The sequence below is a fragment of the Nitrospirillum viridazoti CBAmc genome, from assembly GCF_000730165.1.
Taxonomy (GTDB): Bacteria; Pseudomonadota; Alphaproteobacteria; order Azospirillales; family Azospirillaceae; genus Nitrospirillum; species Nitrospirillum viridazoti.
Window position 1 is genome coordinate 1,957,841 of the sequence record NZ_CP022110.1, and the last position, 22,710, is coordinate 1,980,550.

Genomic DNA, 22,710 nt, shown 5'->3' on the forward strand with positions numbered 1-22,710 from the left:
CGCAGGGTTGAGGTTGGGGTTTCAGATGCCGTGGGCGGCGGGTGCAGCCGCGGCGGTTCCGGTGGCAGGGTCCCTCGGGGGTGGGCCCCTGTGGGGAGGTGGAGTGGATATGGCCCCTAGGGCAGGACAATCATGCGGCTGAAGTCCTTTCATGCCCCAACCATGGGTGAGGCGATGCGCCTTGTCCGGGAGGTGCTGGGGGATGACGCCATCATCGTCGCCACGCGCGAAGAAGAGGGCGTCGGCGTCCGGGTGACGGCGGCGGTGGAGGAGTCCATCCCCGTTCCGGGCATGCCCGCCATCAATGATCGCTACCACAACCCGCTGGCCCCCGACCCCGCCGACCAGGTGACGGACATCCTGTTCCGCCACGGCCTGCCGGCCGACCTGAACCAGCGGTTGATGGACAGCATCGCCGATTTCGACGCCAAGGACGCCCAGACCCTGCTGGCCGCGGCCCTGGAATCCGTCTTCACCTTCCAGCCCCTGCCCGAGGGGCGCTTTCCCAAGCCGCTGATGCTGGTGGGCCCGCCGGGTGCGGGCAAGACGCTGACGGTGGCCAAGCTGTGCGCCCGCGCCGCCCTGAAGGGCCGGCCGGTGGGCGTCATCTCCACCGACACGGTGCGCGCGGGCGGCATCGACCAGCTGGCCGCCTTCACCCGCGTGCTGAAGCTGCGGCTGATGACGGTGGAGGATCCGCTGGCCCTGGCCGACGCCCTGGACGTGCAGCGGGGGGCGGAGCAGGTGCTGGTCGACAGCGCCGGCCGCAATCCCTACAGCCAAGCCGACCTGAACGATCTGCGCGATTTCCTGGTGGCCGCCGACATCGAGCCGGTGCTGGTGCTGCCCGCCGGCATGGATCCGGTGGAGGCGTCGGAGATGGCCCGCGCCTTCCGTGCCCTGGGCGCCCGCCGCCTGCTGACCACCCGCCTGGACATGGCCCGGCGCCTGGGCAGCATGCTGACCGCCGCGCACGAGGCCGGCCTGGCCCTGTGCGACGCCAGCACCAGCCCGCGCGCGGCCGAAGGCCTGACACCCCTCTCACCCACATCGCTCGCCCGCCTGATGATGCCCGGCTCTGAAACCAGCGAACGCCGCGCCAAGCAAACGGGGACCCACGCATGAACGACCTTCTCTCCCCGACCGGCGCGCCGGCGGCCCTCGCCACCGCCGACAACGTCATGCCCCTGCGGCGCCAGAACATCCTGGCCGTGGCCAGCGGCAAGGGCGGCGTGGGCAAGACCTTCTTCTCCGTCACCCTGGCGCACGCCCTGGCGCGCAGCGGCAAGCGTATCCTGCTGTTCGACGGCGACCTGGGCCTGGCCAACGTGGACATCCAACTGGGCCTGATGCCCAAGCGCGACCTGGGTCAGGTGATCGACGGCATGGTGACCCTGCAGGGGGCGGCCCAGCGCTTCCCCGAAGGCGGGTTCGACATCATCGCCGGCCGCAGCGGTTCCGGCAGCCTGGCCAACCTGCCGCCGGCACGGCTGACCCAGCTGCGCACGGAGCTGGCGGACGTGGCCAAGAGCTATGACTGGGTGGTCATCGACCTGGGTGCCGGCGTGGACCGCATGGTGCGCACCTTCTCCGGCCCGGCCGGCACCACCCTGGTGGTGACGACGGACGAGCCCACCTCCATCACCGACGCCTACGCCTTCCTGAAGCTCAGCTACCAGGCCAACCCCATGGCCGACCTGCGCGTGGTCATCAACATGGCCGACAGCAAGGCGCTGGGCGAAAAGACGTATGAGAAGCTGCTGACCGTCTGCCAGCGCTATCTGAAGATGTCGCCCAAGCTGGGCGGCATCGTGCGGCGCGACGCCAAGGTGCGCGAGGCCATCCGCAACCAGTCGCCCCTGTTCATGCGCTTCCCCACCTCCGATGCCGCCCATGACATCGAGATGGTGGCCAACCGCCTGAACCAAGGGGGCTGATCCGGCGTGGCCCCCGGCTGGACGGCGCTGATCGGACTGGGGTCGCCCCCTGAGGGGTGGAGCCTTCGGCCATGAGCGGCGTCCAGACACCGTCCATCATCACCCAGACGGCTGGCGCCGGGGGCGGCGCCGCCCCCACCGTGCTGGGACAGGTCACGGTGACCCAACTGCCGGACAAGCTGACCGGCCTCGCCCGGGCCCTGGCCGTCAGCGGCATGGTCACGGAACAGCAGGGCGAGCAAGCCACAGTGCGTACCGCCGCCGGCGACGTGCAGGTCCGCACCGAAGCCCCCTTGCCCACCGACCGACCGGTCACCCTGCAAATTCCGGCGCAGACCACGGGCGCCGCGCTGACCGCCACCGTGGTGGCGCAGGCGGCGACGCAAGGGGCAGCCCAGGGGGCCGCGCAGACTGGCGGCAGCGGCCAAGCCGCAGCGGCCGCCCAACCCCAGCCGCAGCCAGCCGTCCAGCTGCCCAACCCCGCCGCCGGCTTGCCGGCCTTGCAGGTGGGCACGACGCTGGCCGCCGTCCTGCTGAACCCCGCCCCCGCATCCAACAGCGCCAGCACGCCGGCGCCCAACACCCAGGCGCCGGTATCCGACGTCAACCAAGGCCAGGGGCTGGGCCTGATCGTCGGCGCTCGGGGCGACACCGGCGACCAGCCCGACCTGACGGACGACTCCCCGCAGCAGTCCCCGAACCAGCCGGCCCCCAGTCCCACCGCCACAGTGGCCAGCGGCAGCGCCGCCACAGCGCCGCAGACGAGCGCCACCGCTCCGGGCACGGGTGCTGGCGCTACCGACTCAGATGCCACCACCGGCACCGGCCAGCCCTCATCGACTACCCCGTCTGGGACTACCCTATCTGGGGCAAGCCCATCAACGGCCTTGCCGGCAGCCAGCGGCCAGAACACCCCCACGGGCACCCCCGTTCCCGCCTCAGCCGCCAGCACCCTGGCGAATCTGCTGTTCGCGCAGACGACAGTCGGCATGCCCGGCACTGGCGCCGGCGCCAGCCCGCCCTCCTTGGCCGACCTGCTGCCCGGCATCGCGCCGACGCCTCAAGCACCGGTGCCCAGCGGTGGCGGCGCACCAGCCACCGCCACACCAGGGCCCGACGGCCAGCCCACCACGGGCGTGTCGTCACCGGCTCCCTCCTCAGCGAACCCGGCCCCCACCCAAACCGCCACGCCATCACCCATTGCTCCGGTGACGCCCGGCACCGCCGCACCCGACACCGGCCCGGCAGGGACGCAAGCGCCCCCCACCAGCGGCGCGCCATTCCCGACGCCAACGCAACAGCCCGCCCCTCAAGCGCCGCCCCAACCAACGGCGTCCCAACCAGCGGCGTTCCAGTCACTCGGCCATGCCGCCACCCTGCTGTCCGCCCTGGGCGTACCGGAGTTCCTGCCGGATCTCGGGCCGTCCAAGACAGCACTGACGCAGTCCGGCGCGGCGACGCCGGTGCCGCAACCGGGCGCCGGTCCCTCCGCCACCATTGTGCCCCCAGTGACGGATGAGGCGCCCTTCGTCAGCGGCGGCCTGTTCCTGAGCGCAGCACGGCCCAGCTTCGTTCGCACCGGCTTGCCCTCCGGCACCGCCGCCCCCTTCTCCCCCCTGCCCGCTGGCATGCCGCCGCAGGGGCAGCCGACCACCTTGGCCACACCGCCAGCGGCGGCGCCTATCCCGAGCGCTCAGGCACCACAGCCTCCAACGCCACAGCCCACAGCGCCACAGGCCACCACTGTCGCGGCGGCGCCCCTGACGAATCTATGGGCGCAGACCACGCCGGCATCTGCAGGCCAAGTTCCGTCTCCGCAGGCCCCAACCGCCCCCCCGGCGCTGGCCGTGCCCGCCGGCCAAGCCGGGCCATCGGCGGCCATGGGTGGCGGTATGGCGACCTCCCCTCTTGGCGTTCCATCCCAGCCGTCGGGCATGGCGCCTGCCACAACCCTGGCGCCCGGCTCCTCAGCCCCTCAGGCGGCGTTGCCCGGCACGCCCCTTCCGGCGCCGGCCGGCGCCTATACCCCACCCCTGCGCACGCCCACCAGCCCCAGCCCGGGGCAGACGCTCAGCTTCACCCTGCTGTCCGTGCAGCGGCCGGGTATGCCCTTGGAAGCCGCCCCCGCTGCCGGCCCCGGCATCCTGCCGCCGGAGGATGCGGCGGAGGCGCCGCTGAACCCCGCCCTGGCCCGGCCGGGTGTCCTGCCGCCCCTGGCCGGCACGGTGGTGGCCCTGACCCGCACCGGCCAGCCGGTGGTGGAGACCCCCCGGGGCACCTTGCTATTGCAGGCCCGCGCCGACCTGCCCGTGGGCACCAAGGTGCAGCTGGCCACCGCCGCCGCGGCACCGGAGCTGGACGCCGTGCCGCCGCCCATCGACCCGGCGCGGGGCCGCGACTGGCCAGCCCTGCGGGAGGCCTTGGCGGTCATCGCCGCCAGCGACCCGGCCCTGGCGCACCAGCTGATAAACAGCGTGCTGCCCCGCCCCACGCCGCAGCTGACCAAGACCCTGGTGGTCTTCCTGGCGGCCCTGCGCGGCGGCGACGCCAGCGGCTGGCTGGGGTCGGAGGCGATGTCGACGCTCAGCAAGGCGGGACGCGGCCGCCTGTCCGCCCGCCTCACCGATGATTTCAACAGCATCGCCACCCAGGCGGCGGAACCCAATAAGGAGGGCTGGCGCACCTTCGCCGTGCCCTTCGGCGATGAGGTGGGGCGCCTGCAGGTCCATGTCCGCGCCATCAACGACGAAGAGAGCGAGGAAGAGGAAGGCGGCGCGCGCGGGGTTCGCAACCGCCCGCTGCGCCGCTTCCTGATCGACCTGCAGCTGTCGCAGCTGGGGCCCATGCAGCTGGACGGCCTGATCTGGACCGGCCGCTTCGACCTGGTGATCCGCACCCGCCAGCTGCTGCCCAGCAGCCTGACGCGGGAACTGCACGGCATCTACAGCAACAGCCTGGCGGCCGTGGGCTACAGCGGCGGGTTGGCCTTCCAGACCGGCGCCCATGGCTGGGTCGATCATGCCGCCAGCGCCGGCAGCGGCGGCATGGGTCCCGCCACGCGGATATAGCGCCCCTTGTTTCAGGGCCAGGCCGCCCCACCTTGGTTAACGCCCTCAGCCATGAACACTCGGACGTGAACAAGCGGGATCCGCCCCATGGACAGCCAACCCACCCTCACCCTGAACGACGGCCGCGTCATGCCCCAGCTGGGCCTGGGCGTCTGGCAGACGCCGGACAGCTTGGCCGCCCCTGTGGTGGGAGCGGCCCTGGAGGCGGGGTACCGGCTGGTCGACACCGCCGCCATCTACGGCAATGAGGCCGGCGTGGGCCGGGGCCTGCGCAGCACGGGCATCACCGCCCGCAGCCTGTTCGTGACCACCAAGCTGTGGAATGACAGCCATGGCACGGAGGCGCCGGTGGCGGCGCTGGACCACAGCCTGTCGCGCCTGGGCCTGCCCGCCGTGGACCTCTACCTCATCCATTGGCCGACACCGGCCCGCGCGCGCTATGTGGAGACGTGGCGGGCGTTGATCGCCTTGCGGGAAACGGGCAAGGCCCGGTCCATCGGCGTTTCCAACTTCACCACCCCTCAGCTGGCCCAGCTGATCGAGGAGACGGGCGTGGTGCCGGCCGTGAACCAGATCGAACTGCATCCCCGGTTCCAGCAGCGCGAGCTGCGCGCCTTCCATGAGGAACACGGCATCGTCACCCAGTCGTGGAGCCCGCTGGGCCAGGGCAAGCTGCTGGACCACCCGGTGCTGGTGGAAATCGCGCGCAAGCATGAACGGACGGCGGCGCAGATCGTCATCCGCTGGCACCTGGACCTGGGCCTGGGCGTCATCCCGAAGTCCGCCACCCCGCACCGCATCCGCGAGAACATCGCCGTCTTCGACTTCCGCCTGGATGAGGCGGACAAGGCCCGCATCGCCGGCCTGGACGACCCGCGCGGCCGCCTGGGTCCGCACCCCGATGATTTCAACTGAAGGCTATTTCGCGAAAGGCAGCTCAGGCCCCGACAGGTAGGTCGAGACGGTGTCGGAGACCTTGACGTGCCCCCGGCCGGAGCGGTCCAGATCCCAGGCGTAGGTCTTGCCGTCTGCCGTGGTCAGCGTGCCCTTGGCGAAGCACTGGGTCCAATCCAACTCCTCCCGCCAGGCATGCTCCGTCACCTCCTTGGCCTTGGCGAACCAGCGCGTGGCCGCCTTGTCGCTCAAATGGAAACGGGCGCACCTCTCCCTGGTTTCGTCACCATCCGACTTTTCCTGCCAGATTCCGGCCTGCTCGACATGCACGCGCTTTATGACAAAGGAAGTGGGCTTGGCCTGGGCGGAAGCCTGCGCAACCAGCAGCAGTGTCACCAGAAGGGCCGAAAACCTTACCATCGCGCGGACTCCGCCTCGTGCTCGTTCTTGCGGGACACGGCGGGATGGCGGAACACCTCCGTCATCGGCACGCCGAATTTCTCCGTCAGTTCCTTGACCAGCCAAGCCAGGGACGCATTCTGCTCCGCCGTCACCGTCTCATAGCCCTGATTGGGCCCGGTCCCGGTGGGGGCGCCAACCAACTCGATTCCGATGGAGTCGTCGTTCGCGGGATAGCGGTCGGGCACCGCCTTCTTCATCTCATAGGTATTGATCTCGGCGTAAGTCATATGGGTGAAGTTCTTCACCTCGACCGGTGTGCAGCGCTTTTCCAGCATACAGCGCGGCTTCAGCTTGCCCACATGCCATTGCCGCCAGAAGACGGACCCGGTCTGGTAGATATCGCCGTTCTTGTCGATCAGGAAATGCGCACCATTGGCGCCGTCCTGCAGATAACTGTTGAGGGTGGACGACGCCGTGCTGGCGCCCGTCTGATGGACGATGATGCCGCTGACCGTTGTCATGCGGCCATGCGCCAGATTGGGCCGACGCGCTACCGTGATCTTGGGATCCACCGCCCAGCCGTCCTTGTCGAAGGCCAACACGTTCACCTCCACCGCCGGGAAGGTTCAACCTGGGATATCGGGACACATCCTCCCGCTGCACCGATGTAAAGGACGACGGAGCAGTTTCAACCACCGGTGGGCCGGGAAATAACTGGGTATTCCTTCCGACCGGGCGTCCTATTCCTCCCCCATCCCCCCCTCTTCCTGCTGGCGCAGGTGGCGCTGGGCGGCGACCTCATCCAGCATCATCGCCTCCTTGCGGGCCAGTTCCGCCTTCTCCTTGCGGATGCGCTCCTCCTCCGCCAGTTCGAAGCGCTTCAGCTCCTGGAAGGCCTGGGCCAGGTCCTCTTCCGCCCGCTGCATGGCGATCATCAGCTGCTGGCGCGCCGTTTCCATGGCATTGCGGCGCAGTTTGATCTGGGGAAGGTAACTGGCGAAGGCCATGGCCATGTCGACGGAGGTACCGGACAGCTGGCGCTCCATCTCCACCTGGGCCTCGAACTGCTGGCGTTGCAGGGTCAGCCGGTCCTCCTGGTCGCGCAGCTGCGTCAGGTGGCGGCGCTTGTCATCCACCTGGTTCTTGTGCAGCCGGATCAGGGCCTTCAGGCTTTTCATGGGTTAGCGTGACCTTGGCTCGGCTCAGACGGGCCAACTGGCGCCGTTCAGGATGGCCTGCAGCTGGGCGTAGCCGGTGGCGAGGTCGCTGCGCTCGTGCCGGCCCTGGCGCAGGAAGCCTTCGATGTGGGGGTTCAGCTCGATGGCGCGGTCCACCTGCGGGTCGCTGCCCCGGCGATAGGCACCCAGGCGGATCATCTCCTCCATATCGCTGTAGGAGGACATCAGCCGGCGGGCGGCGATGACCAGCGCGTTCTCCTCATCCGTGTTGCAGTCCGGCATGGTGCGCGAGACGCTACGCAGGATGTTGATGGCGGGATAACGCCCGCGCTCGCCGATGCGGCGCTCCATGACGATATGGCCGTCCAGGATGCCGCGCACGGCGTCGGCTATGGGCTCGTTATGGTCGTCGCCGTCCACCAGCACGGTGAACAGGCCGGTGATGGTGCCGTCGCCCGCCCCCGGGCCCGCCCGTTCCAGCAGGCGCGGCAGCTCGGCGAACACGGTGGGCGGATAGCCCTTGGTGGTGGGCGGCTCGCCGGCGGACAGGCCGATCTCGCGCTGGGCCATGGCGAAGCGGGTGACGCTGTCCATCATGCACAGCACGTCCAGCCCCTGGTCGCGGAAATGCTCCGCCACGGCGAAGGTCATGTAGGCGGCTTGGCGGCGCATCAGCGGCGGCTCGTCACTGGTGGCCACCACCACCACGCTGCGGGCCAGGCCTTCTTCCCCCAGGTCGTCCTCGATGAACTCCTGCACCTCGCGTCCGCGTTCGCCGATGAGGCCGATGACGGTGACGGAGGCGGCGGTGTAGCGCGCCAGCATGGACATCAGCACCGACTTGCCCACGCCCGAACCGGCGAAGATGCCCATGCGCTGCCCACGGCAGCAGGACAGGAAGGTGTTGATGGAGCGTACCCCCAGGTCGATCTTCTCCCCCACCCGCTTGCGGGTGCTGGCCTGGGGGGGTGCTGCCTTGATCGGGTTGCCCACGGGGCCCAGGGGCAAGGGCCCCTTGCCGTCCAGCGGCTCACCCAGGGCGTTGATCACCCGGCCCAGCCAGGCGGGCGTGGGGTGGATCTCGGGCTGGCCCTCGCTCACCTCGGCGCGGCAGCCCAGGCCGATATCCTCCAGCGTGCCGTAGGGCAGCAGCAGGGCCTTGCCGTTGCGAAAGCCGACCACCTCGCATGGCACGGGCCGTCCCCCGCGCGAGATGACGCGGCACCGTCCGCCGATGGACAGCCGGCGTTCCACGCCACCGACCTCCACCAGCATGCCCAGCACCGACGTGACCCGCCCGAAGATCTTGAAGGGGGCCAGCGCCTCGATCTCGGGGATCAGGAGGTTGGGATCGTACATCATGGCCGGCCTCTCACGCCCTAAATCCGGTTTTATCAAGCTGTTACGGCCCCGGATCGTCCCAATCTCGCGACGGGTTCCGGAGTGGTGCCCACAACGGGTGGGATAGCTAAAGGATAGCCTTACCCGCATAGCATAATGTCGCGGCATCTGTTAACCTAGTCGGCAGTTAACCTCCCCGCTCCCTTGAGACTACACCCCTTTCAAGGAAGACGCCCATGAGAGTACTGGTCGTAGAAGACGATCCGTCGATGGCCAAGAGCATCCAATTGATGCTCAAATCCGAAGGGTTCATCGTTGATATAACCGATCTTGGCGAAGACGGCCTGGAGATCGGTAAGCTGTATGACTACGACATCATCATCCTGGACCTGATGCTGCCCGACATCGACGGGTATGAGGTGCTGCGGCGCCTGCGGTCGGCCCGGGTGACCACGCCCATCCTGATCCTCTCCGGCCTGACGGAGCTGGACGCCAAGCTGAAGGGCCTGGGCTTCGGTGCCGACGACTACCTGACCAAGCCCTTCGACAAGCGCGAGTTGCTGGCCCGTATGCAGGCCATCGTCCGCCGCAGCAAGGGCCATTCGGAAAGCGTCATCCGCACCGGCGCGCTGACCGTGAACCTGGACACGCGGTCGGTCGAGGTGTCGGGCCAGCCCCTGCACCTGACGGGCAAGGAATACGGTATCCTGGAGCTGTTGTCCCTGCGCAAGGGCACCACCCTGACCAAGGAGATGTTCCTGAACCATCTCTATGGCGGCATGGATGAGCCGGAGCTGAAGATCATCGACGTTTTCGTCTGCAAGCTGCGCAAGAAGCTGGCGCAGGCGACGGACGGCAGCAACTACATCGAAACCGTCTGGGGCCGCGGCTACGTCCTGCGCGATCCCAACGAAGCCCGGCAGCAGGCCGCCGCCAGCTAATCCGCCGGCGGTTCCCAAATTTCAAAAGGCCGCGTGCCGCCTGACCAGGCCACGCGGCCTTTTCTTTCAGGGTTCCCTCAGACGCCGGGCGGGCGCATCCGCGCCCTAGGCTTATCCTCAGTTTCCAGTCTGCTCCGCTCCCCGGAAACTTCCGGCGGACGCGGTCGCGTCCTACGTCATGAGCTTAGGCTCATGCCGCTGGCTTCAGATAGTCGGCAGCTTGTGAAAGCCGGTGGCGCCCGGATCGGTCCCTGGCGCGGCGTCCACCTCGGCCACCCGGGCATGGGTCGGCCCCCGGCGGCAGCGGATCACCATGTCCGCCACGGCGGCGGGCGGACCGGCGAACAGGGCCTCCACCGTGCCGTCGTTCCGGTTGCGCACCCACCCGTCCAGGCCCAGTTCCAGCGCCTGCTCCACCGTCCAGTTGCGGTAGAAGACGCTCTGGACCCGGCCCCGCAGGACGACATGGGTGGCGACACGGTCGGCGGGTTCAGCCATGGCAGGCTCCCTCGGCGAAGGATTAACGGGGTCAAGGATATAGCGTCCCCCACCCTCCGACGCCAACGGTCAAGGCGGCGCCCGGTTCCCGCGCGGCAACGGCGGGATGGACAAGGCCGGCCGCCCTTCGGCATCATCGCCGGCGACGGCCCGACGGGCCTACGACCAGGGAACGGAGGAAGGCGATGCGGCGCGCGGTACTGGAATGGGGTCGCTTCATCCTGATCTGGGGCGTCTGCGTCCTGTCCTTCCGGGCCTTCGCCTTCGGCAGCTACTACGTGCCGTCGGAAAGCATGCTGCCCACCCTGGCGGTGGGGGACCACTTCATCGCCGCCAAGTACGCCTACGGCTACAGCCGCCATTCCCCGGACATCACCCTGCCGGAGGGGTTCATTCCCACCGCCGACGGCCGCCTGCTGTCCCACCTGCCGCAGCGGGGCGACATTGTCGTGCTGAAGCCGGAGGGCGCGCCGGAGGCCCTGGTGAAACGGGTCATCGGCCTGCCGGGCGACACGGTGCAACTGGCCCACGGCCGGCTGGTGCTGAACGGTCAGGTGATCGGCCGGCATGAGACGGGCGCCTACGATTATCGCGACGACCACGGCCGTACCGTGCATGTGACGGAATATGTGGAGGACCTGCCGGCCACCGACGGCAGCCTGGCCCGCCATGCCGTCCTGCAGCGCAGCGATGAAGGTCCGGCCGACAACACCGGCGTCTATACCGTGCCCGCAGGCCATGTCTTCCTCATGGGCGACAACCGCGACAACAGCCAGGACAGCCGCTTCCCCTATCCCGACCTGGGGTTCGTGCCGCTGGACCGGGTGATCGCCCGCGCGCAGTTCACCGCCTACACCAACCATTTCTGCAAGGCCGAGAGCGACCTGACCTGCCCCGGCGGCGACTGGAGCACCCGCTTCGGTCGCAGTCTCAAGCCCTGACCTTTCCCTCCTTTTAGGAACCGCCTGCCCCCATGGCCAAGCCTCCCAAGCCGCCCGTCGGCCCCACCGTCCCCGCCGAGGAACTGTTCGCCCAGGGGGTGGAGCACCAGAACCAGGGCCGCTGGGCGGAGGCGGAGGCCGTGTACCGCGAGGTGGCCCGCATGCTGCCGCGCGCCTCCGCCGTGCACTGGAACCTGGGCACGGTGCGCAAGCATCTGGGCCAGTGGAAAGAGGCACTGGACGCCTTCCGCAAGGCCGTCAGCCTGGACCCCACTTGGCGCGGCCGCGACTTCAACATCGGCCTCTGCCATCAGAAGCTGGGCCACGCCAACGAGGCGGCGGAGAGCTTCAACCGCGCCGTGGCGGCGGAGCCGGACGACCCCATCAACCGCTTCAATCTGGCGGCAGCCCTGCGCGACCTGGGCCGCCTGGCGGAAGCGGTGGTGCACACCGAGACGGCGCTGGAGTTGAAGCCGGACTTCATCGAGGCGGAACTGCAGCTGGCCAAGCTGCGCACCGCCCTGACGCCACGCTGGCACGTGCCCATGATGAACGACGTCGAGCGCAACGCGGCCTATGAGGCGGCGATCACCGCTGCTGTGCGCCCGGGCGACATCGTGCTGGAGATCGGCACTGGCTCCGGCCTGCTGGCCATGATGGCGGCCCGGGCCGGCGCCGCCCATGTCTACACCTGCGAGGCCGATCCCGTCATCGCGGAGACGGCGCGCGCCATCATCGCCACCAACGGCTACGCCGATCGCGTCACCGTCATCGCCAAACCGTCGGGCACCGTGACCGTGGGCAAGGATCTGCCGCGCCCGGCCGACCTGCTGGTTTCTGAAATTCTATCCAGCGACCTGCTGTCGGAACGGGTGCTGCCGGCGGTGCGCGATGCCAGGGACCGGCTGCTGACACCCGAGGCGCGCATCATCCCCCAGGCGGGGGGCGTGCGCGCCCTGCTGGCCGAAAGCCGGGTGATGGAGCGGACCTTCTTCGTGGAGGAGGCCTGCGGCTTCGTCCTTGACGAGTTCAACCGCCTGGCCCCCCGCGCCGTCCGGCTTGACCGGATCATGCCCTTCAGGCCCCTGTCCGCCCCCTTCCAGGTCCTGACCGTGGACCTGGCCGACCCCCAGCCGGGGCAAAGCTGGCGCGGCCACTTGGCCGTGCCGGTGACCGCCGACGGCCGCTGCGTCGGCCTGCTGCAGTGGATATGGCTGAAGCTGTGGGACGGGGTGGAATTCGAGAACAGCCCCCTCATCCCCACCGAGGCCTCGGGCTGGCAGCCCGGCCTTTACCTGCCGCGCCGGCCATTGGACCTGATGGCGGGCGAAACGGTGGAGGTGACCTCCTTCCACGATGGCCACAATGTGTGGCTGAGTTTGAAAAGGTAACGTTGCTTCAAACGCCGGCGGGCCATCCGGCCTTCGGCTTGCCCCCGCTCCACCCATTTACATTTCAACAGGGGGTACCCGCTCCGGCGGACGGGGCCGCGTCCCAGGGGCCCTAAAGAGCCTAAACCACCAAGTGCCCGCGCCGGTCGGCGATACCGATGGCGGCGCGGGTGCCGGCGTTGAATTCCAGGAAATCGGCCTTGATACCGTCGCTGAAGATGACGCCGTTGTCCGCCATCCCCAATACCACCTGCAGGGGCGCCGCCGCCGACACGGGGCTGGCCACCAGCCTGGCGCCCGGTGGACACGGTGCTGGCCCAGATCTATCGCCTGAAAGAGGCGCTCTCGACCGCCTTCTTCGATCGCACTCTTTGACCTCATCGCCCATGGCCTTCCCGCCAACGATCGCGGCACAACACGCGATGCGGGAAAGTCCTACTTGTCACGCCCCTTCAAATAGTGGAAACAATCCTCATACAACAGGTGATTAAAGGGAGAGTTCGCGATGGGGGCATTCGAGACGGCAACGGCACGGCGGTCCTTCCTCAAGGGGCTGGGCGCCCTGGCGGCGGGGGCCAGCCTACCGGCCAAGGCGCAGCAGCTGCTGGCCGATCCCGGCATTGAACTGCATCCGCTGCCCCACGTGATCAGCAAAGGGGCCTGGTCCGACCTGGCGCGGGGGATGAAGGGCGACCTGGTCCTGCCCAACGACGCCTATTTCGGCAACTACTCCCAGGTCAACAACCTGTCTTATTCCCAGCGCCCTGCCGTCATCGCCCGCTGCGAGACCGACGCGGACGTCAGCGCCTGCCTGAAATGGGCGCAGAATACCAACACGCCCTTCGCCGTGCGATCCGGCGGCCACAATTACGCCGGTTTCTCCACCACCTCCGGCCTGTTGATCGACATGTCGCCCATGGCCAAGATCAAGGCGGATGGCGACCGCGTCATCATCGGCGGCGGCGCCATCAACGTGGCGGTCTACCGGGCGCTGGAACGCATGGGCCGCACCATCACACATGGCCGGTGCGAGGGTGTAGGCGCCGCCGGCTTCCTGCTGGGCGGTGGCGTCGGCTTCAACATGCGGCTCCACGGCATTGGGTCGGACCTGCTGCGGTCCACCGATCTGATCCTGGCCAATGGTGAGAAGGTGAAAGCCAACGCCACCGACAATTCCAAGCTGCTTTGGGCCTGCCGGGGCGGTGGCGGCGGCAATTTCGGCGTCAACACCAGCTTCACTGTCCAGACCTACCCGGTCAGCACGGTCACAGTGTTCATCCTGAACTGGAGCAAGAACCAGGAACGGGTGCTGTACGAACTGCTGCACCGCCTGCAAGAGGCGCCCCCCGGCTTCGGCTGCAAGATTTCCGCCACGGCCCCGACGCCGGAGCAACGGGCCCAGGGCGGCGACATCGTCATCTCCGTCATGGGGCAGGCCCATCAGGGCACGCCGCCCTTGAAGGAGCTGTTCGGCAACCTGCTGGAGCAGGCGGACGAGCCACACAAGATTGAAAAAGACCTGCCCTACTGGGAGGCGCAGGACTTCCTGTCGGAAGAAGCTTTCCCGTATTTTTACCGGGAGCAGTCCGTCTTCCTGAAGACGGAGAACCTGACGGAAAAGGCGGTGGCGGACATGATCGCCACCGCCCGGGCCATGCCCGGCACCAGCTTGCCGTCCGCCTTCAAGTTCTTCCAGGTCGGCGGCGAGGTGAACAGGCTGGCGCCCACCGACACGGCCTTCGTCCACCGCGGTTTCGACTGGCTGTTCTCCAGCGAGGTCAACTGGTGGGAACTGCGAGATCCGCCCAGCCTGGTGTCGGACAACCTGGTCTGGCAGCAGCAATTCTATGACAAGGTGCGGCGCCTCACCCCCACGGGGGGCGCCTACCAGAACTTCCCCGACCCGGCGCTGCAGGACTGGCAGAGCGCCTATTACGCGCAGAACTACAAGGACCTGCAAAAGGTGAAGGCGGAGGTCGACCCGCAGTTCCTGTTCCGCTTCGCCCAGGCCATCAAGCCGGCCTGATCCCTTCCCACGCAGTGCTCGCCAAGAAGCGCCGGCGGAATGGACAGCCGCCGGCGTCTCCCTCATCGGCAGCGCGGCTCAATCGTCCAGCATGCCGGCCAGCTTCAGGGCCACACCCATGTCGCCCTGAACCTTCAGCTTGCCGAAGGTGAAGGCCAGGGTGGGGCTGAGCTTGCCTTCGCTGAGCTTCACGAAATCGGCCAGCGAAATCTTCAGGGTGGTGTTCACGTCCACCGGGTCGCGCGACACGGTGGGCACCTTGGTCGCATCCAGGAACAGGGCCCCGTCGGTGCCGAAGTCGAACTTCACCTTGGCGCCCAAGCCGGTGAACTGGGAGAGCGAGGCGCGCATCTTGGCTTCAAGCTGGTCGAAGGTCATGGGGCACGGATCCTTTATAGGCGGGGCATAACGGTTGTTGCACCGCATATAAGGCGACGCTGCGCGCCCAGTTCCAATGTTTTCTGACGGCCGCCGGCTCAGGCCTTCAGGAACTCCAGGTAACGTAAACTGGCAGCGATGTCGGCCTTCAGCGACGCGCGCCGGTCCCTGGCCTCATCATCCTCGCCCCACTGCTCGATTTGGAACGACTCGTCGAGTTCGGCCAGCTCGAAGGCCTGGTCGGCATCGATGCGGCCCTCGAAAAGGGCCAGGCCCAGCACCAGCGACCCGGTCAGCGCCACGGCGTTCTGCACGCCGGTCAGCTGCCAGTCGTCCAGCGCCTCCAGCGCACGCTTCAGCGCGTTCAGGGCCACCGGGTCCTGGGCGCGGTGCATGATGCCGGTGGTGGTCTGCAGCAGGGCGTCATAGCGCAACGCCGCCCAGTCCAGCAGCGGCTGCCAGCCACGCCCCTGCCGTTCGGCCAGCTTCGCCGGCTCGACGGCGCGGTAGCACAGCAGGTCGGTGCCGCCATAGGCTGCCGCCCCGTCCAGGATGGTGGCGCGCTGCGGTCCCACCCGGTCGATGCAGGTGGAGGCCAACTGCATCATGGGCATACTGTCCGGCACGACGGTGTCGCCCTGGGCGTCCCATTCCGCCGCCACCGCCCGGGCCAGCGCCTCGGTTGGCAACACCAGGTCGGCCTTGGCCGGCGACTTCAGGATGCGGGCGTCCAGCTGAACCTGCCAGCCACCAGGCGTGCCGGGCACCACGGCCACCGTCTTGTAAATCCGCTTCATCAGATCGTTCCCAATCTCACACCCGAGTTTCAGGCCGCCACCAGGGCGGCCACCGCCGCCGGCACCTCGGCATAATCGTGGCAGACGCGGGCGGCACCGGCCGCCAGCAAGCTCTGCGGGGCGTGATAGCCCCAGGCCACGCCCAGGGCGGCGGCCCCGGCGTTACGCGCCATCTGCATATCGTAACTGGTGTCGCCGATGACCACGGTGCTGGCCGGATCGGCCCCCGCCTCCGCCATCGCGCGCAGGGCCATGTCCGGCGAGGGCTTGCCCTGGGCACGGTCGGCCGTCTGCAGGGTAATGAAGCGCCCGCCCAGGCCGTGATGGTTCAACGTGGCGACCAGGCCCCGGTGCGACTTGCCCGTGGCGATGCCCAGCAGGAAACCCGCCGCCTCCAGCGCATCCAGCGCGGCCACCAGGCCCGGGTAAAGCGGTTCTTCCGCGATGCCGTTGGCCCGGTTCGCAAAGAACGCGTCCTTGTAGGCGGCGACGATGCCGGCCACGGCGCCCGCCCCCACCCCTTCGGGTAGCAGGCCCAGCACGGCAACCTCCAGCGACAGGCCCACCTGGCGCCGCACGGCCTCGTCGGTCGGTGGCGTCAGGCCCTGGCTGGCGAAGCCCGCGGCCATGGCGGCGATGATGGCGTGCTGGCTGTCCACCAGCGTGCCGTCACAATCGAACAGGGCCAGGCGGTTGAAGGCGGACATGCGGTCAGACGTAGCTGGCGAAAGGATCGCCGTCTTTCATATCGAAGCCGAAATATTCCCAGGTCTTGGCCATGTGCGGCGGCAGGTTGGCCGTCACGTCGATGGGTTTGCCGCCGCGCGGGTTGGGGATGACGATGCGGCGGGCGTGCAGGTGCAACTGGCGCGGCAGTTCGGCACCGCCAGGCAGGAAGGCCTCCTGCCCCGCGTATTTGCCATCGCCCAGGATGGGCGTGCCGATGGCCACCATGTGGGCGCGCAGCTGATGGGTGCGGCCGGTCAACGGCCACAGGGCGACGAAGGCGGCCTGCCGGTGCGCGTTCTCGATCACCTGGTACAGGGTGACGGCGCGCGCGCCCTCATCCTCGTCCACCGCCATGCGCTCGCCGCGCGTGCCGGCTTCCTTGGCCAGGGCGGCGTCGATCTTGCCCTGGTACTGCTTGGGCACACCCACGGTGACGGCCCAATAGTACTTGCGCGCCTCCTTGCCCCGGAAATAGCCGGCCAGGCGGGTGGCGGCGAAACTGGTGCGGGCCAGCACCAGACAGCCGCTGGTATCCTTGTCCAGGCGGTGGACCAGCTTGGGCCGCTCCTTCCCGTCGAAGGTCAGGACGTCCAGCATGGCGTCCAGGTGCTTGTTCTGGCCGGTACCGCCCTGCACCGCCAGGCCGGCGGGTTTGTTCAGCACGATGACGTCGCCGTCGCGGTACAGCACCGCGTCGCGCAGGGCCTTCACTTCCTTTTCCGACAGGACCGGCCGTTCCTTGCGCGTCACGGCGCCCGGCGCCAGGGGCGCCAGGTCGGGCATGGGGGGGATGCGCACGGACTGCCCGGCCTCCAGGCGCGTGGCGCCCTTGACGCGGCCGCCGTCCACCCGCACCTGGCCGGTGCGCAGCAGCTTTTCCAGCTGGATATGGCGCAGCGCCGGGAAATGCCGCTTGAACCAGCGGTCCAGACGCATCTCCGCCTCGTCAGCGGTCACGGTCCGCGTCTCGACCTTACGGCCACCCTCATCACTCATGACATCACCGCACGTACCAGGGCCATGCCCACAAAAAGACCGCCGACGCCGACCACCAGCGTCGCCATGAAATACAGCATCGTCACCGGCCAATCCCCCCGCGACACCAGCGTGCCGATGTCCAGCGAGAAGGAGGAGAAGGTGGTGAACCCGCCCAATATGCCCACCGCCAGGAAGGTGCGCAGCTCCGGCGAGGGATGCCACGCCCGGCCCGCGGCCTCCGCCAGCACGCCCATGAGCACGGAGCCCGCGACGTTCACGAACAGCGTGCCCCAGGGGAAATCCAGCCCCAGCCAACGCCCCAGCCAAACCTGCGACAGATATCGCAGCACCGAGCCCAAGGCGCCGCCCACGGCGACGACGATAACCTGGTTCATCCCCGACCCCCGAAGGCGGCGGCCCCGCCAATGGCGATGTCGCCGCCCGACATATCGCCGGTGACGCCAAAAATCCATCCTTCGCGCCGCGCCGTGCCGGTGTCCAGCCCCTTGGGCGCCCAGACATCGTCAAGGGACGCCCAGCGCATCATGCCGGCGGCGGCGATCATGGCATCCCCCGCGTGGTCGTCAAAGGCCGCCGGCACCCCCGCCCCCGCATGGCAGCCAACCTTTGCCAGGGCCGCCGCCATATCCGCCCAGTCGCGAATCTTGGCCAGGCCGTGCGCGCGGCGCCGGAACAGGGTGGGATAGATCTCCGTGACCGCCGACCGGGCCGCACCCTCCGGCCCCGTCAGCGCTTCCGCCGGCCACACCGCCAGCGCATCGCCCAGGCGCCCCTTGAGGTGGCGGAGCGAGCGCATGCCGGCCAGCGAGGCCTTGCCCACCTGCTTGGACGCCGCCGCCAGGTTGAAGACGGAAACGGGGGTGCCGGCGCCGGTACGGGCGGCCACCAGTTCCACCCAGCGGCGCTTGCCCCCGCCTTCCGCATCCGTCCAGTGGGCGGGCCGCCGCCCCGCCAGCCAGAAGCTGGGGCCCAGGCGCGGGTCGGCCAGCGCCGGGGTGCCGCAAAAGTCATCGGCGCCGATGCCGTCGCCGGCGGCCTCATCCACCAGGTCCCACAGGCCCATCAGGTCGTCCACCCCGCCGGCGCGGCCATCCAGGTAGCCCACACCCGCCACATAAGGCAGGGAAAAGCCGCAGTCGATGCCCACCAGGGCGCGGCCGCCGGCGCGGTGATGGCCCGCCAGGCGATCGGCCACCCAGTCCATGGCCTCGCGGCGGCTCCAGTGCCGGCCGGGCGGCGGCACCAGGTGAACCGCTGCCTCATCCGGCCGGACGCGGGCAATCGCGATACCCCGGGCGGGCAGGGCCCCCGTCCAGTCGATACCGATATACTCATCAAAGACCGGCACCAGCCTCTCCTTCGCCCTTGGCCTTGACCCTTGGCGTGCGCGCCCTTCGCCTGTCGCGGTACTGCGAGGCGGCGGATGGCCGCTTTTCAACCACCCCACCCCTGCCCTGTCTGCAACGGACGCGCGCATGGTCATTGGGCAGGGAACAGTTGGCAGGGCGGTCCCACGTGGTAAGCTATATAACCGTCGCTGCGGAGTTTTTCCCCGTGTTCGCCCGTAATTGGCTTTCTTCCGCCCGTCCCCTGCCCGCCCTACTGGGCACGGTGGCGTTCGCCCTGACGGTTCTTGCCGGCCCGGCCGCCCGGGCCCAGACGGCGCCGGCCCAGCAGCCCGCCGCCGCGCCCACGACTGCCGCGCCCGCGACTCAGGCCGACGCACAGTCCAAGCCCGACGCCCCTAAGCCGGGCCTGGACAAGAACGGCCTGCCCACCTCGGTGGTCAAGGTAGCGGCCCCGCCCGCCCCGCCCAAGGATCCCGATGCGGTCGAACCACCGCGCACCGACGGCCCCATCGACGACATCATCATCACCGCCCCCCAGTTCGGCAACCGGGAGGAGGTCGAGGCCTTCCACAAAGCGGAGTTTGAGCGCCTGGACAAGATCTACGGCAAGCACGAGGAAAAGCGCAGCCGGGGCGACACCCTGACCAAGGCGCCCGAGTCCAACACCGGGACCACCCGCGACGGGCCGATCACCTTAGACCGTTAACGGACGCATCCGCGCCCGTTCTCCTCGATTTCCAGTCCACTACGCTCCCCGGAAATCTCCGGCGGCTGCGGTCGCGGCCTATGGCGGCGCGAAGTGCGCCGCCATGTTCGTGCGGACTACACCAGCACGATATCGCTGATGTCGCGGCCCTGCACATGGGCCAGCGCCGCCATGGCCAGCGTGTGATCCTCACGCTGCGGCAGGCCGGAGACGGTCAGCGCGCCGATGCAGCCGGCGCCCGCCACCACCAGGGGCACGGCGCCGCCGTGGCTGGCGTAGTCGCGATGCGGCAGGCCGCTCTTGATCTCCAAGGTCGTACCCTGCTGCGCCAGGCTCAGGCCGATGGCGTAGGAGCTGCGGGCGAAGTGCAGCGCGGTGGCCCGCTTGCGGCGAACCCAGTCGTCATGGTCCGGCGTGGCCGGCCCCACCGCCAGACGCAGCAGTTGCTGGCGGTGCAGCGACACATCGACCACCAGCGCCCCGCCCCGCTCCAGCCCCGCCTGGCGCAACCACACGCCCAGGGCCCAGGCCTCCTCCTGCCCGAAGCGCTCGAACATCAGCCGCTGTTCCTGCAAGGCGATGCGGCGCAGGTCTTCTTCATAGGACATGGAGGGCCTTCCGTGGGGGATGAGTGCAGGGCGTCGTGCAGGGTAGCGATACCTGGTCCCGAGCGCAGCCCTCAACGCTCGACCACGATGGTCACCCGCCGGTTCGCCGCCCGGTCGTGCACGTCCAGGGGCTTGGTGTCGGCATAGCCCACCGCCCGCAGGCGTCCAGGCTCCACCCCGTTGGCGATCAGTTCCCGCACCACGGCGCTGGCGCGGGCGGAGGAGAGTTCCCAGTTGGTGGGAAAGCGGGCCGTGGCGATCGCGACATCATCGGTATGGCCTTCGACCGCAATGACGCCCGTCAGCACGCGCAGGCTGCGGGCCACGTTCGCCAGCAGTTGCCGGCCGGGCGGCGCCAGATCCGCCTTGCCGGAAGCGAACAGGATACGGTCCTTGATGGCAATCGTCAGCTTGCGATCCGACAGGATGACGTCAAGGTCGGCCGGCTTCCCCGCCGCCTCCAACTGAGTCAGTAGGGCCTGCGCCGCCGGTGTCAGGGCGGCCCCTCCGCCGGACATGCCGTCAGCGGGCGCCGAAGCGGCCGTCGGTCGTTCATCGGAGAATGCTTCAGCCCGGGGGGTGAAAATTTCATCCGGGGCGGCACCGTCGCGCCGGGCCGCGACGGTGCCGGCATCCACCGGCGTGGCGGCCAGCCTTCCCTTCATGCCCAGGATCGCCACCATGCCCAGGAAGACGACCATCAGCAGCGTGACCATGTCCATGTAACTGATGACCCATTCATCCGACTCCTCCGCCGGGGGTGGCAAGGTGGTGAACTTGGCTGGGTTCGGCCGTTTGGGCATCGGCCCGGATGCCGTACCCATCTTGCCCAACTCAGGACGTGGTCCTTCGGGGTGCCAGAGATCAGTCATTGTGTTCCAGTCACAGGCGGCTCGTCACGGAAAGGCGCCGGCACGGCGTCGATCGGCGGCACCCCGGCAAGAGTTGATATTGCGATCGACAATTAACATTGACCGGCTTTGGCCTTCAAATGTAGCGCAGGCCGCAAAAATCCAATTGATTCAAATCATCACAGCAAATCTATAAGCGGATGTACAATAACCATAGCGCCGGAATGAGGCGCGAATGGCCATAATAGCCGCGAGGAATACATATCATGGCCAAAAATACGCCGGACGTACTGGCACATATCGCCAGTATTATACAGAATAAGCAGGAATGCCGGGCAGCATTGCTTGATCTGTCGGGGGTTGTGGATGCGTATGAACCAGTCATCCACAGAATTGTTGATGCGGAATTAAAGGCGGCCGCAGCATCCACAGATCATACCGTTGGGATTAATACTTATGGCATAGGCTCTTATGGCTGGCTTCTGATCGGCGATGCGGACAGCGGCGAGACATTGCTGGCCGCGACCGACCGTGTCTGCACCGTGTTCGCCGATGCGCACCAGGGGAAGGTCGATGTCCATTGGTTTGATCTGCCCGGTGAGGCCAAGCCTCTGGTCGCCTGCCTGCGCATCCTGATGGGCGACAAATCCCTGGCCACGCCGTCACCCGCCACAGATGAGGTGGTCGCCCTGCTGCGCATCGAACGCGGACTGCACGGTGCGGACCTGTCATCCCTGATCCGCCGCCAACCCGTTTACCGGGTTGGTGACGACGGCATCTCGCTGGAGCCGATCATGCTGGAGCAGACGGTGGATCTGACCGCGCTGGAGCGCCTGTTCGACGTCACCATCATCGGCGCCCCTTGGATGCACGCCCGCGTGACCGAAATCCTGGACCGGCGAATGCTGCACCATCTGCTGCATGACGAAATGTCGCCGCGCCTGCCCATCGCCATCAAGCTTCATGCTGGCAGCGTGCGTCAGGGCGCCTTCGCGGCCCTGCTGGACGAACTGCCGGCCCATTGGCATGCCCGCCTGGCGATCGAGCTTCCATACGCCGAGTGGCTGGTGGCCCCCGACGCAGTGGAAGAGGCCTTGGCCGTTGGCCGGCGCCGCCAGTGCCTGATGGTGTTGGATCACGTCCCGGTGGACCGGGCGGCCGAGGCCACGGTGCCCAAGGATGTGCTGTTGCGTCTGATGCCGGGGGTTCCCGCGGCCGATGGTGAGACGGCGGCCGCCCTGCGACCGCACACGGTGCCGAGCGGCGCCACCTTGCGCCAGTTGGTGCGCACCTTGGGCGCCGACCGCTGCATCCTCACCCATTGCGACAGCCTGGCCCTGGTCCATCACGCGCTGGACGCGGGCTTCCGCATGCTACAGGGCCAAGCGGTCGCCGACTTCGCGGAGATGCGGCAGCAGATGGTCCCATCGGCGGAGACGACGGTTGGCCAGGCGGCGGTGGAAGACGGACCGGAGGCGGACGCACCCCAGGAAGAAATCGGCCCGCCAGTGGGTCTATGGCCCCGCCTTCTGCGTTGGTTCCGCCCGCGCCACCGGGCGACGACCGAAGACACGCCCACCGAACCCCAGACCGGACCGAATGTAACCAAAGGGATGTGAGCTCCGCCGCTAGCGTGCCCGCGCCCTTGGAGATATCACTAGGGTATGGCACCAGAG

The 22,710-nt window shown here is 68.4% G+C and carries 24 protein-coding genes; 10 read left to right on the forward strand and 14 right to left on the reverse strand.

Annotated features, from left to right (window positions below; genetic code table 11):
- Window positions 1-132 precede the first annotated feature (132 nt).
- From Y958_RS08950 to Y958_RS08965, 4 genes are all read left to right on the forward strand, one after another.
- The gene (locus tag Y958_RS08950; RefSeq protein WP_088871728.1) at window positions 133-1,125 is read left to right on the forward strand and encodes a flagellar biosynthesis protein FlhF; all 993 of its coding nucleotides are present in this window, start codon (window positions 133-135) and stop codon (window positions 1,123-1,125) included.
- Window positions 1,122-1,937, forward strand: a complete 816-nt coding sequence (locus Y958_RS08955) for a MinD/ParA family protein (RefSeq protein WP_004274049.1) — start codon at window positions 1,122-1,124, stop codon at window positions 1,935-1,937. The genes Y958_RS08950 and Y958_RS08955 overlap by 4 nt, the downstream gene beginning before the upstream one ends.
- Before the next feature lie 71 nt (window positions 1,938-2,008).
- Window positions 2,009-5,005 (forward strand): hypothetical protein, encoded by a 2,997-nt coding sequence (locus tag Y958_RS08960; RefSeq protein WP_088871729.1) that lies wholly within the window; start codon window positions 2,009-2,011, stop codon window positions 5,003-5,005.
- Window positions 5,006-5,092: 87 nt separating this feature from the next.
- The gene (locus Y958_RS08965; protein WP_088871730.1) at window positions 5,093-5,920 is read left to right on the forward strand and encodes an aldo/keto reductase; all 828 of its coding nucleotides are present in this window, start codon (window positions 5,093-5,095) and stop codon (window positions 5,918-5,920) included.
- Between the two features lie 3 nt (window positions 5,921-5,923).
- Here Y958_RS08965 and Y958_RS08970 read toward each other — a convergent pair whose 3' ends face one another.
- The 4 genes from Y958_RS08970 to fliI form a co-directional block, all read right to left on the reverse strand.
- A complete protein-coding gene (locus Y958_RS08970) occupies window positions 5,924-6,319 on the reverse strand; it encodes a hypothetical protein (protein WP_088871731.1) in 396 nt (131 codons plus the stop codon).
- Entirely contained in the window at window positions 6,313-6,903 is a 591-nt protein-coding gene (locus tag Y958_RS08975) for a peptidoglycan recognition protein family protein (protein WP_244909241.1), read from the reverse strand. The genes Y958_RS08970 and Y958_RS08975 overlap by 7 nt, the downstream gene beginning before the upstream one ends.
- Before the next feature lie 138 nt (window positions 6,904-7,041).
- A complete protein-coding gene (locus Y958_RS08980; RefSeq protein WP_088871733.1) occupies window positions 7,042-7,479 on the reverse strand; it encodes a flagellar FliJ family protein in 438 nt (145 codons plus the stop codon).
- A 24-nt stretch (window positions 7,480-7,503) separates the two neighbouring features.
- Window positions 7,504-8,841 (reverse strand): flagellar protein export ATPase FliI, encoded by a 1,338-nt coding sequence (gene fliI, locus Y958_RS08985; protein ID WP_088871734.1) that lies wholly within the window; start codon window positions 8,839-8,841, stop codon window positions 7,504-7,506.
- 215 nt (window positions 8,842-9,056) lie between these two features.
- Here fliI and ctrA point away from each other — a divergent pair, with 215 nt between their 5' ends.
- Window positions 9,057-9,761 (forward strand): response regulator transcription factor CtrA, encoded by a 705-nt coding sequence (gene ctrA, locus Y958_RS08990; RefSeq protein WP_004274493.1) that lies wholly within the window; start codon window positions 9,057-9,059, stop codon window positions 9,759-9,761.
- 204 nt (window positions 9,762-9,965) lie between these two features.
- On the opposite strand, the gene Y958_RS08995 is transcribed toward ctrA, so the two are convergent.
- Window positions 9,966-10,259: an acylphosphatase gene (locus tag Y958_RS08995; RefSeq protein ID WP_088871735.1), complete on the reverse strand. Its 294-nt coding sequence runs from the start codon at window positions 10,257-10,259 to the stop codon at window positions 9,966-9,968.
- A gap of 185 nt (window positions 10,260-10,444) precedes the next feature.
- On the opposite strand from Y958_RS08995, the gene lepB reads away from it, so the two are divergent.
- A complete protein-coding gene (gene lepB, locus Y958_RS09000; protein ID WP_088871736.1) occupies window positions 10,445-11,200 on the forward strand; it encodes a signal peptidase I in 756 nt (251 codons plus the stop codon).
- A gap of 32 nt (window positions 11,201-11,232) precedes the next feature.
- A complete protein-coding gene (locus tag Y958_RS09005; protein ID WP_088871737.1) occupies window positions 11,233-12,591 on the forward strand; it encodes a tetratricopeptide repeat protein in 1,359 nt (452 codons plus the stop codon).
- A 121-nt stretch (window positions 12,592-12,712) separates the two neighbouring features.
- On the opposite strand, the gene Y958_RS31895 is transcribed toward Y958_RS09005, so the two are convergent.
- Window positions 12,713-12,877: a hypothetical protein gene (locus Y958_RS31895; protein ID WP_186291136.1), complete on the reverse strand. Its 165-nt coding sequence runs from the start codon at window positions 12,875-12,877 to the stop codon at window positions 12,713-12,715.
- A gap of 219 nt (window positions 12,878-13,096) precedes the next feature.
- On the opposite strand from Y958_RS31895, the gene Y958_RS09010 reads away from it, so the two are divergent.
- Window positions 13,097-14,617: an FAD-binding protein gene (locus tag Y958_RS09010; RefSeq protein WP_088871738.1), complete on the forward strand. Its 1,521-nt coding sequence runs from the start codon at window positions 13,097-13,099 to the stop codon at window positions 14,615-14,617.
- 78 nt (window positions 14,618-14,695) lie between these two features.
- On the opposite strand, the gene Y958_RS09015 is transcribed toward Y958_RS09010, so the two are convergent.
- The 6 genes from Y958_RS09015 to Y958_RS31900 all read right to left on the reverse strand — a co-directional run bounded on the left by Y958_RS09015 (window position 14,696) and on the right by Y958_RS31900 (window position 18,868).
- A complete protein-coding gene (locus Y958_RS09015; protein ID WP_088871739.1) occupies window positions 14,696-14,995 on the reverse strand; it encodes an SCP2 sterol-binding domain-containing protein in 300 nt (99 codons plus the stop codon).
- Window positions 14,996-15,093: 98 nt separating this feature from the next.
- A complete protein-coding gene (locus Y958_RS09020; protein ID WP_088871740.1) occupies window positions 15,094-15,792 on the reverse strand; it encodes an ATP12 family chaperone protein in 699 nt (232 codons plus the stop codon).
- A gap of 29 nt (window positions 15,793-15,821) precedes the next feature.
- Window positions 15,822-16,499: an HAD-IA family hydrolase gene (locus Y958_RS09025; protein WP_088871741.1), complete on the reverse strand. Its 678-nt coding sequence runs from the start codon at window positions 16,497-16,499 to the stop codon at window positions 15,822-15,824.
- A gap of 4 nt (window positions 16,500-16,503) precedes the next feature.
- Entirely contained in the window at window positions 16,504-17,517 is a 1,014-nt protein-coding gene (locus Y958_RS09030; RefSeq protein WP_088871742.1) for an RluA family pseudouridine synthase, read from the reverse strand.
- Window positions 17,514-17,894: a fluoride efflux transporter CrcB gene (gene crcB, locus Y958_RS09035; protein ID WP_088871743.1), complete on the reverse strand. Its 381-nt coding sequence runs from the start codon at window positions 17,892-17,894 to the stop codon at window positions 17,514-17,516. Before crcB ends, Y958_RS09030 begins: the two co-directional genes overlap by 4 nt.
- On the reverse strand, window positions 17,891-18,868 hold the full coding sequence (locus tag Y958_RS31900) for a hypothetical protein (RefSeq protein ID WP_088871744.1): 978 nt from the start codon (window positions 18,866-18,868) through the stop codon (window positions 17,891-17,893). Before Y958_RS31900 ends, crcB begins: the two co-directional genes overlap by 4 nt.
- Window positions 18,869-19,074: 206 nt before the next feature.
- Here Y958_RS31900 and Y958_RS09045 point away from each other — a divergent pair, with 206 nt between their 5' ends.
- A complete protein-coding gene (locus tag Y958_RS09045) occupies window positions 19,075-19,575 on the forward strand; it encodes a hypothetical protein (RefSeq protein ID WP_088871745.1) in 501 nt (166 codons plus the stop codon).
- Between the two features lie 116 nt (window positions 19,576-19,691).
- Here Y958_RS09045 and Y958_RS09050 read toward each other — a convergent pair whose 3' ends face one another.
- Together Y958_RS09050 and Y958_RS09055 are read right to left on the reverse strand one after the other, a co-directional pair.
- Complete coding sequence (locus Y958_RS09050) at window positions 19,692-20,183, reverse strand: heme-degrading domain-containing protein (protein WP_088871746.1); 492 nt, start codon at window positions 20,181-20,183, stop codon at window positions 19,692-19,694.
- A gap of 71 nt (window positions 20,184-20,254) precedes the next feature.
- Complete coding sequence (locus tag Y958_RS09055; protein WP_186291137.1) at window positions 20,255-20,986, reverse strand: OmpA/MotB family protein; 732 nt, start codon at window positions 20,984-20,986, stop codon at window positions 20,255-20,257.
- Between the two features lie 560 nt (window positions 20,987-21,546).
- Between Y958_RS09055 and Y958_RS09060 the strand changes: the two genes are divergently transcribed.
- Window positions 21,547-22,653, forward strand: coding sequence for a hypothetical protein (locus Y958_RS09060; RefSeq protein ID WP_088871748.1), 1,107 nt, complete (start codon window positions 21,547-21,549; stop codon window positions 22,651-22,653).
- The last annotated feature ends 57 nt before the right edge of the window (window positions 22,654-22,710 follow it).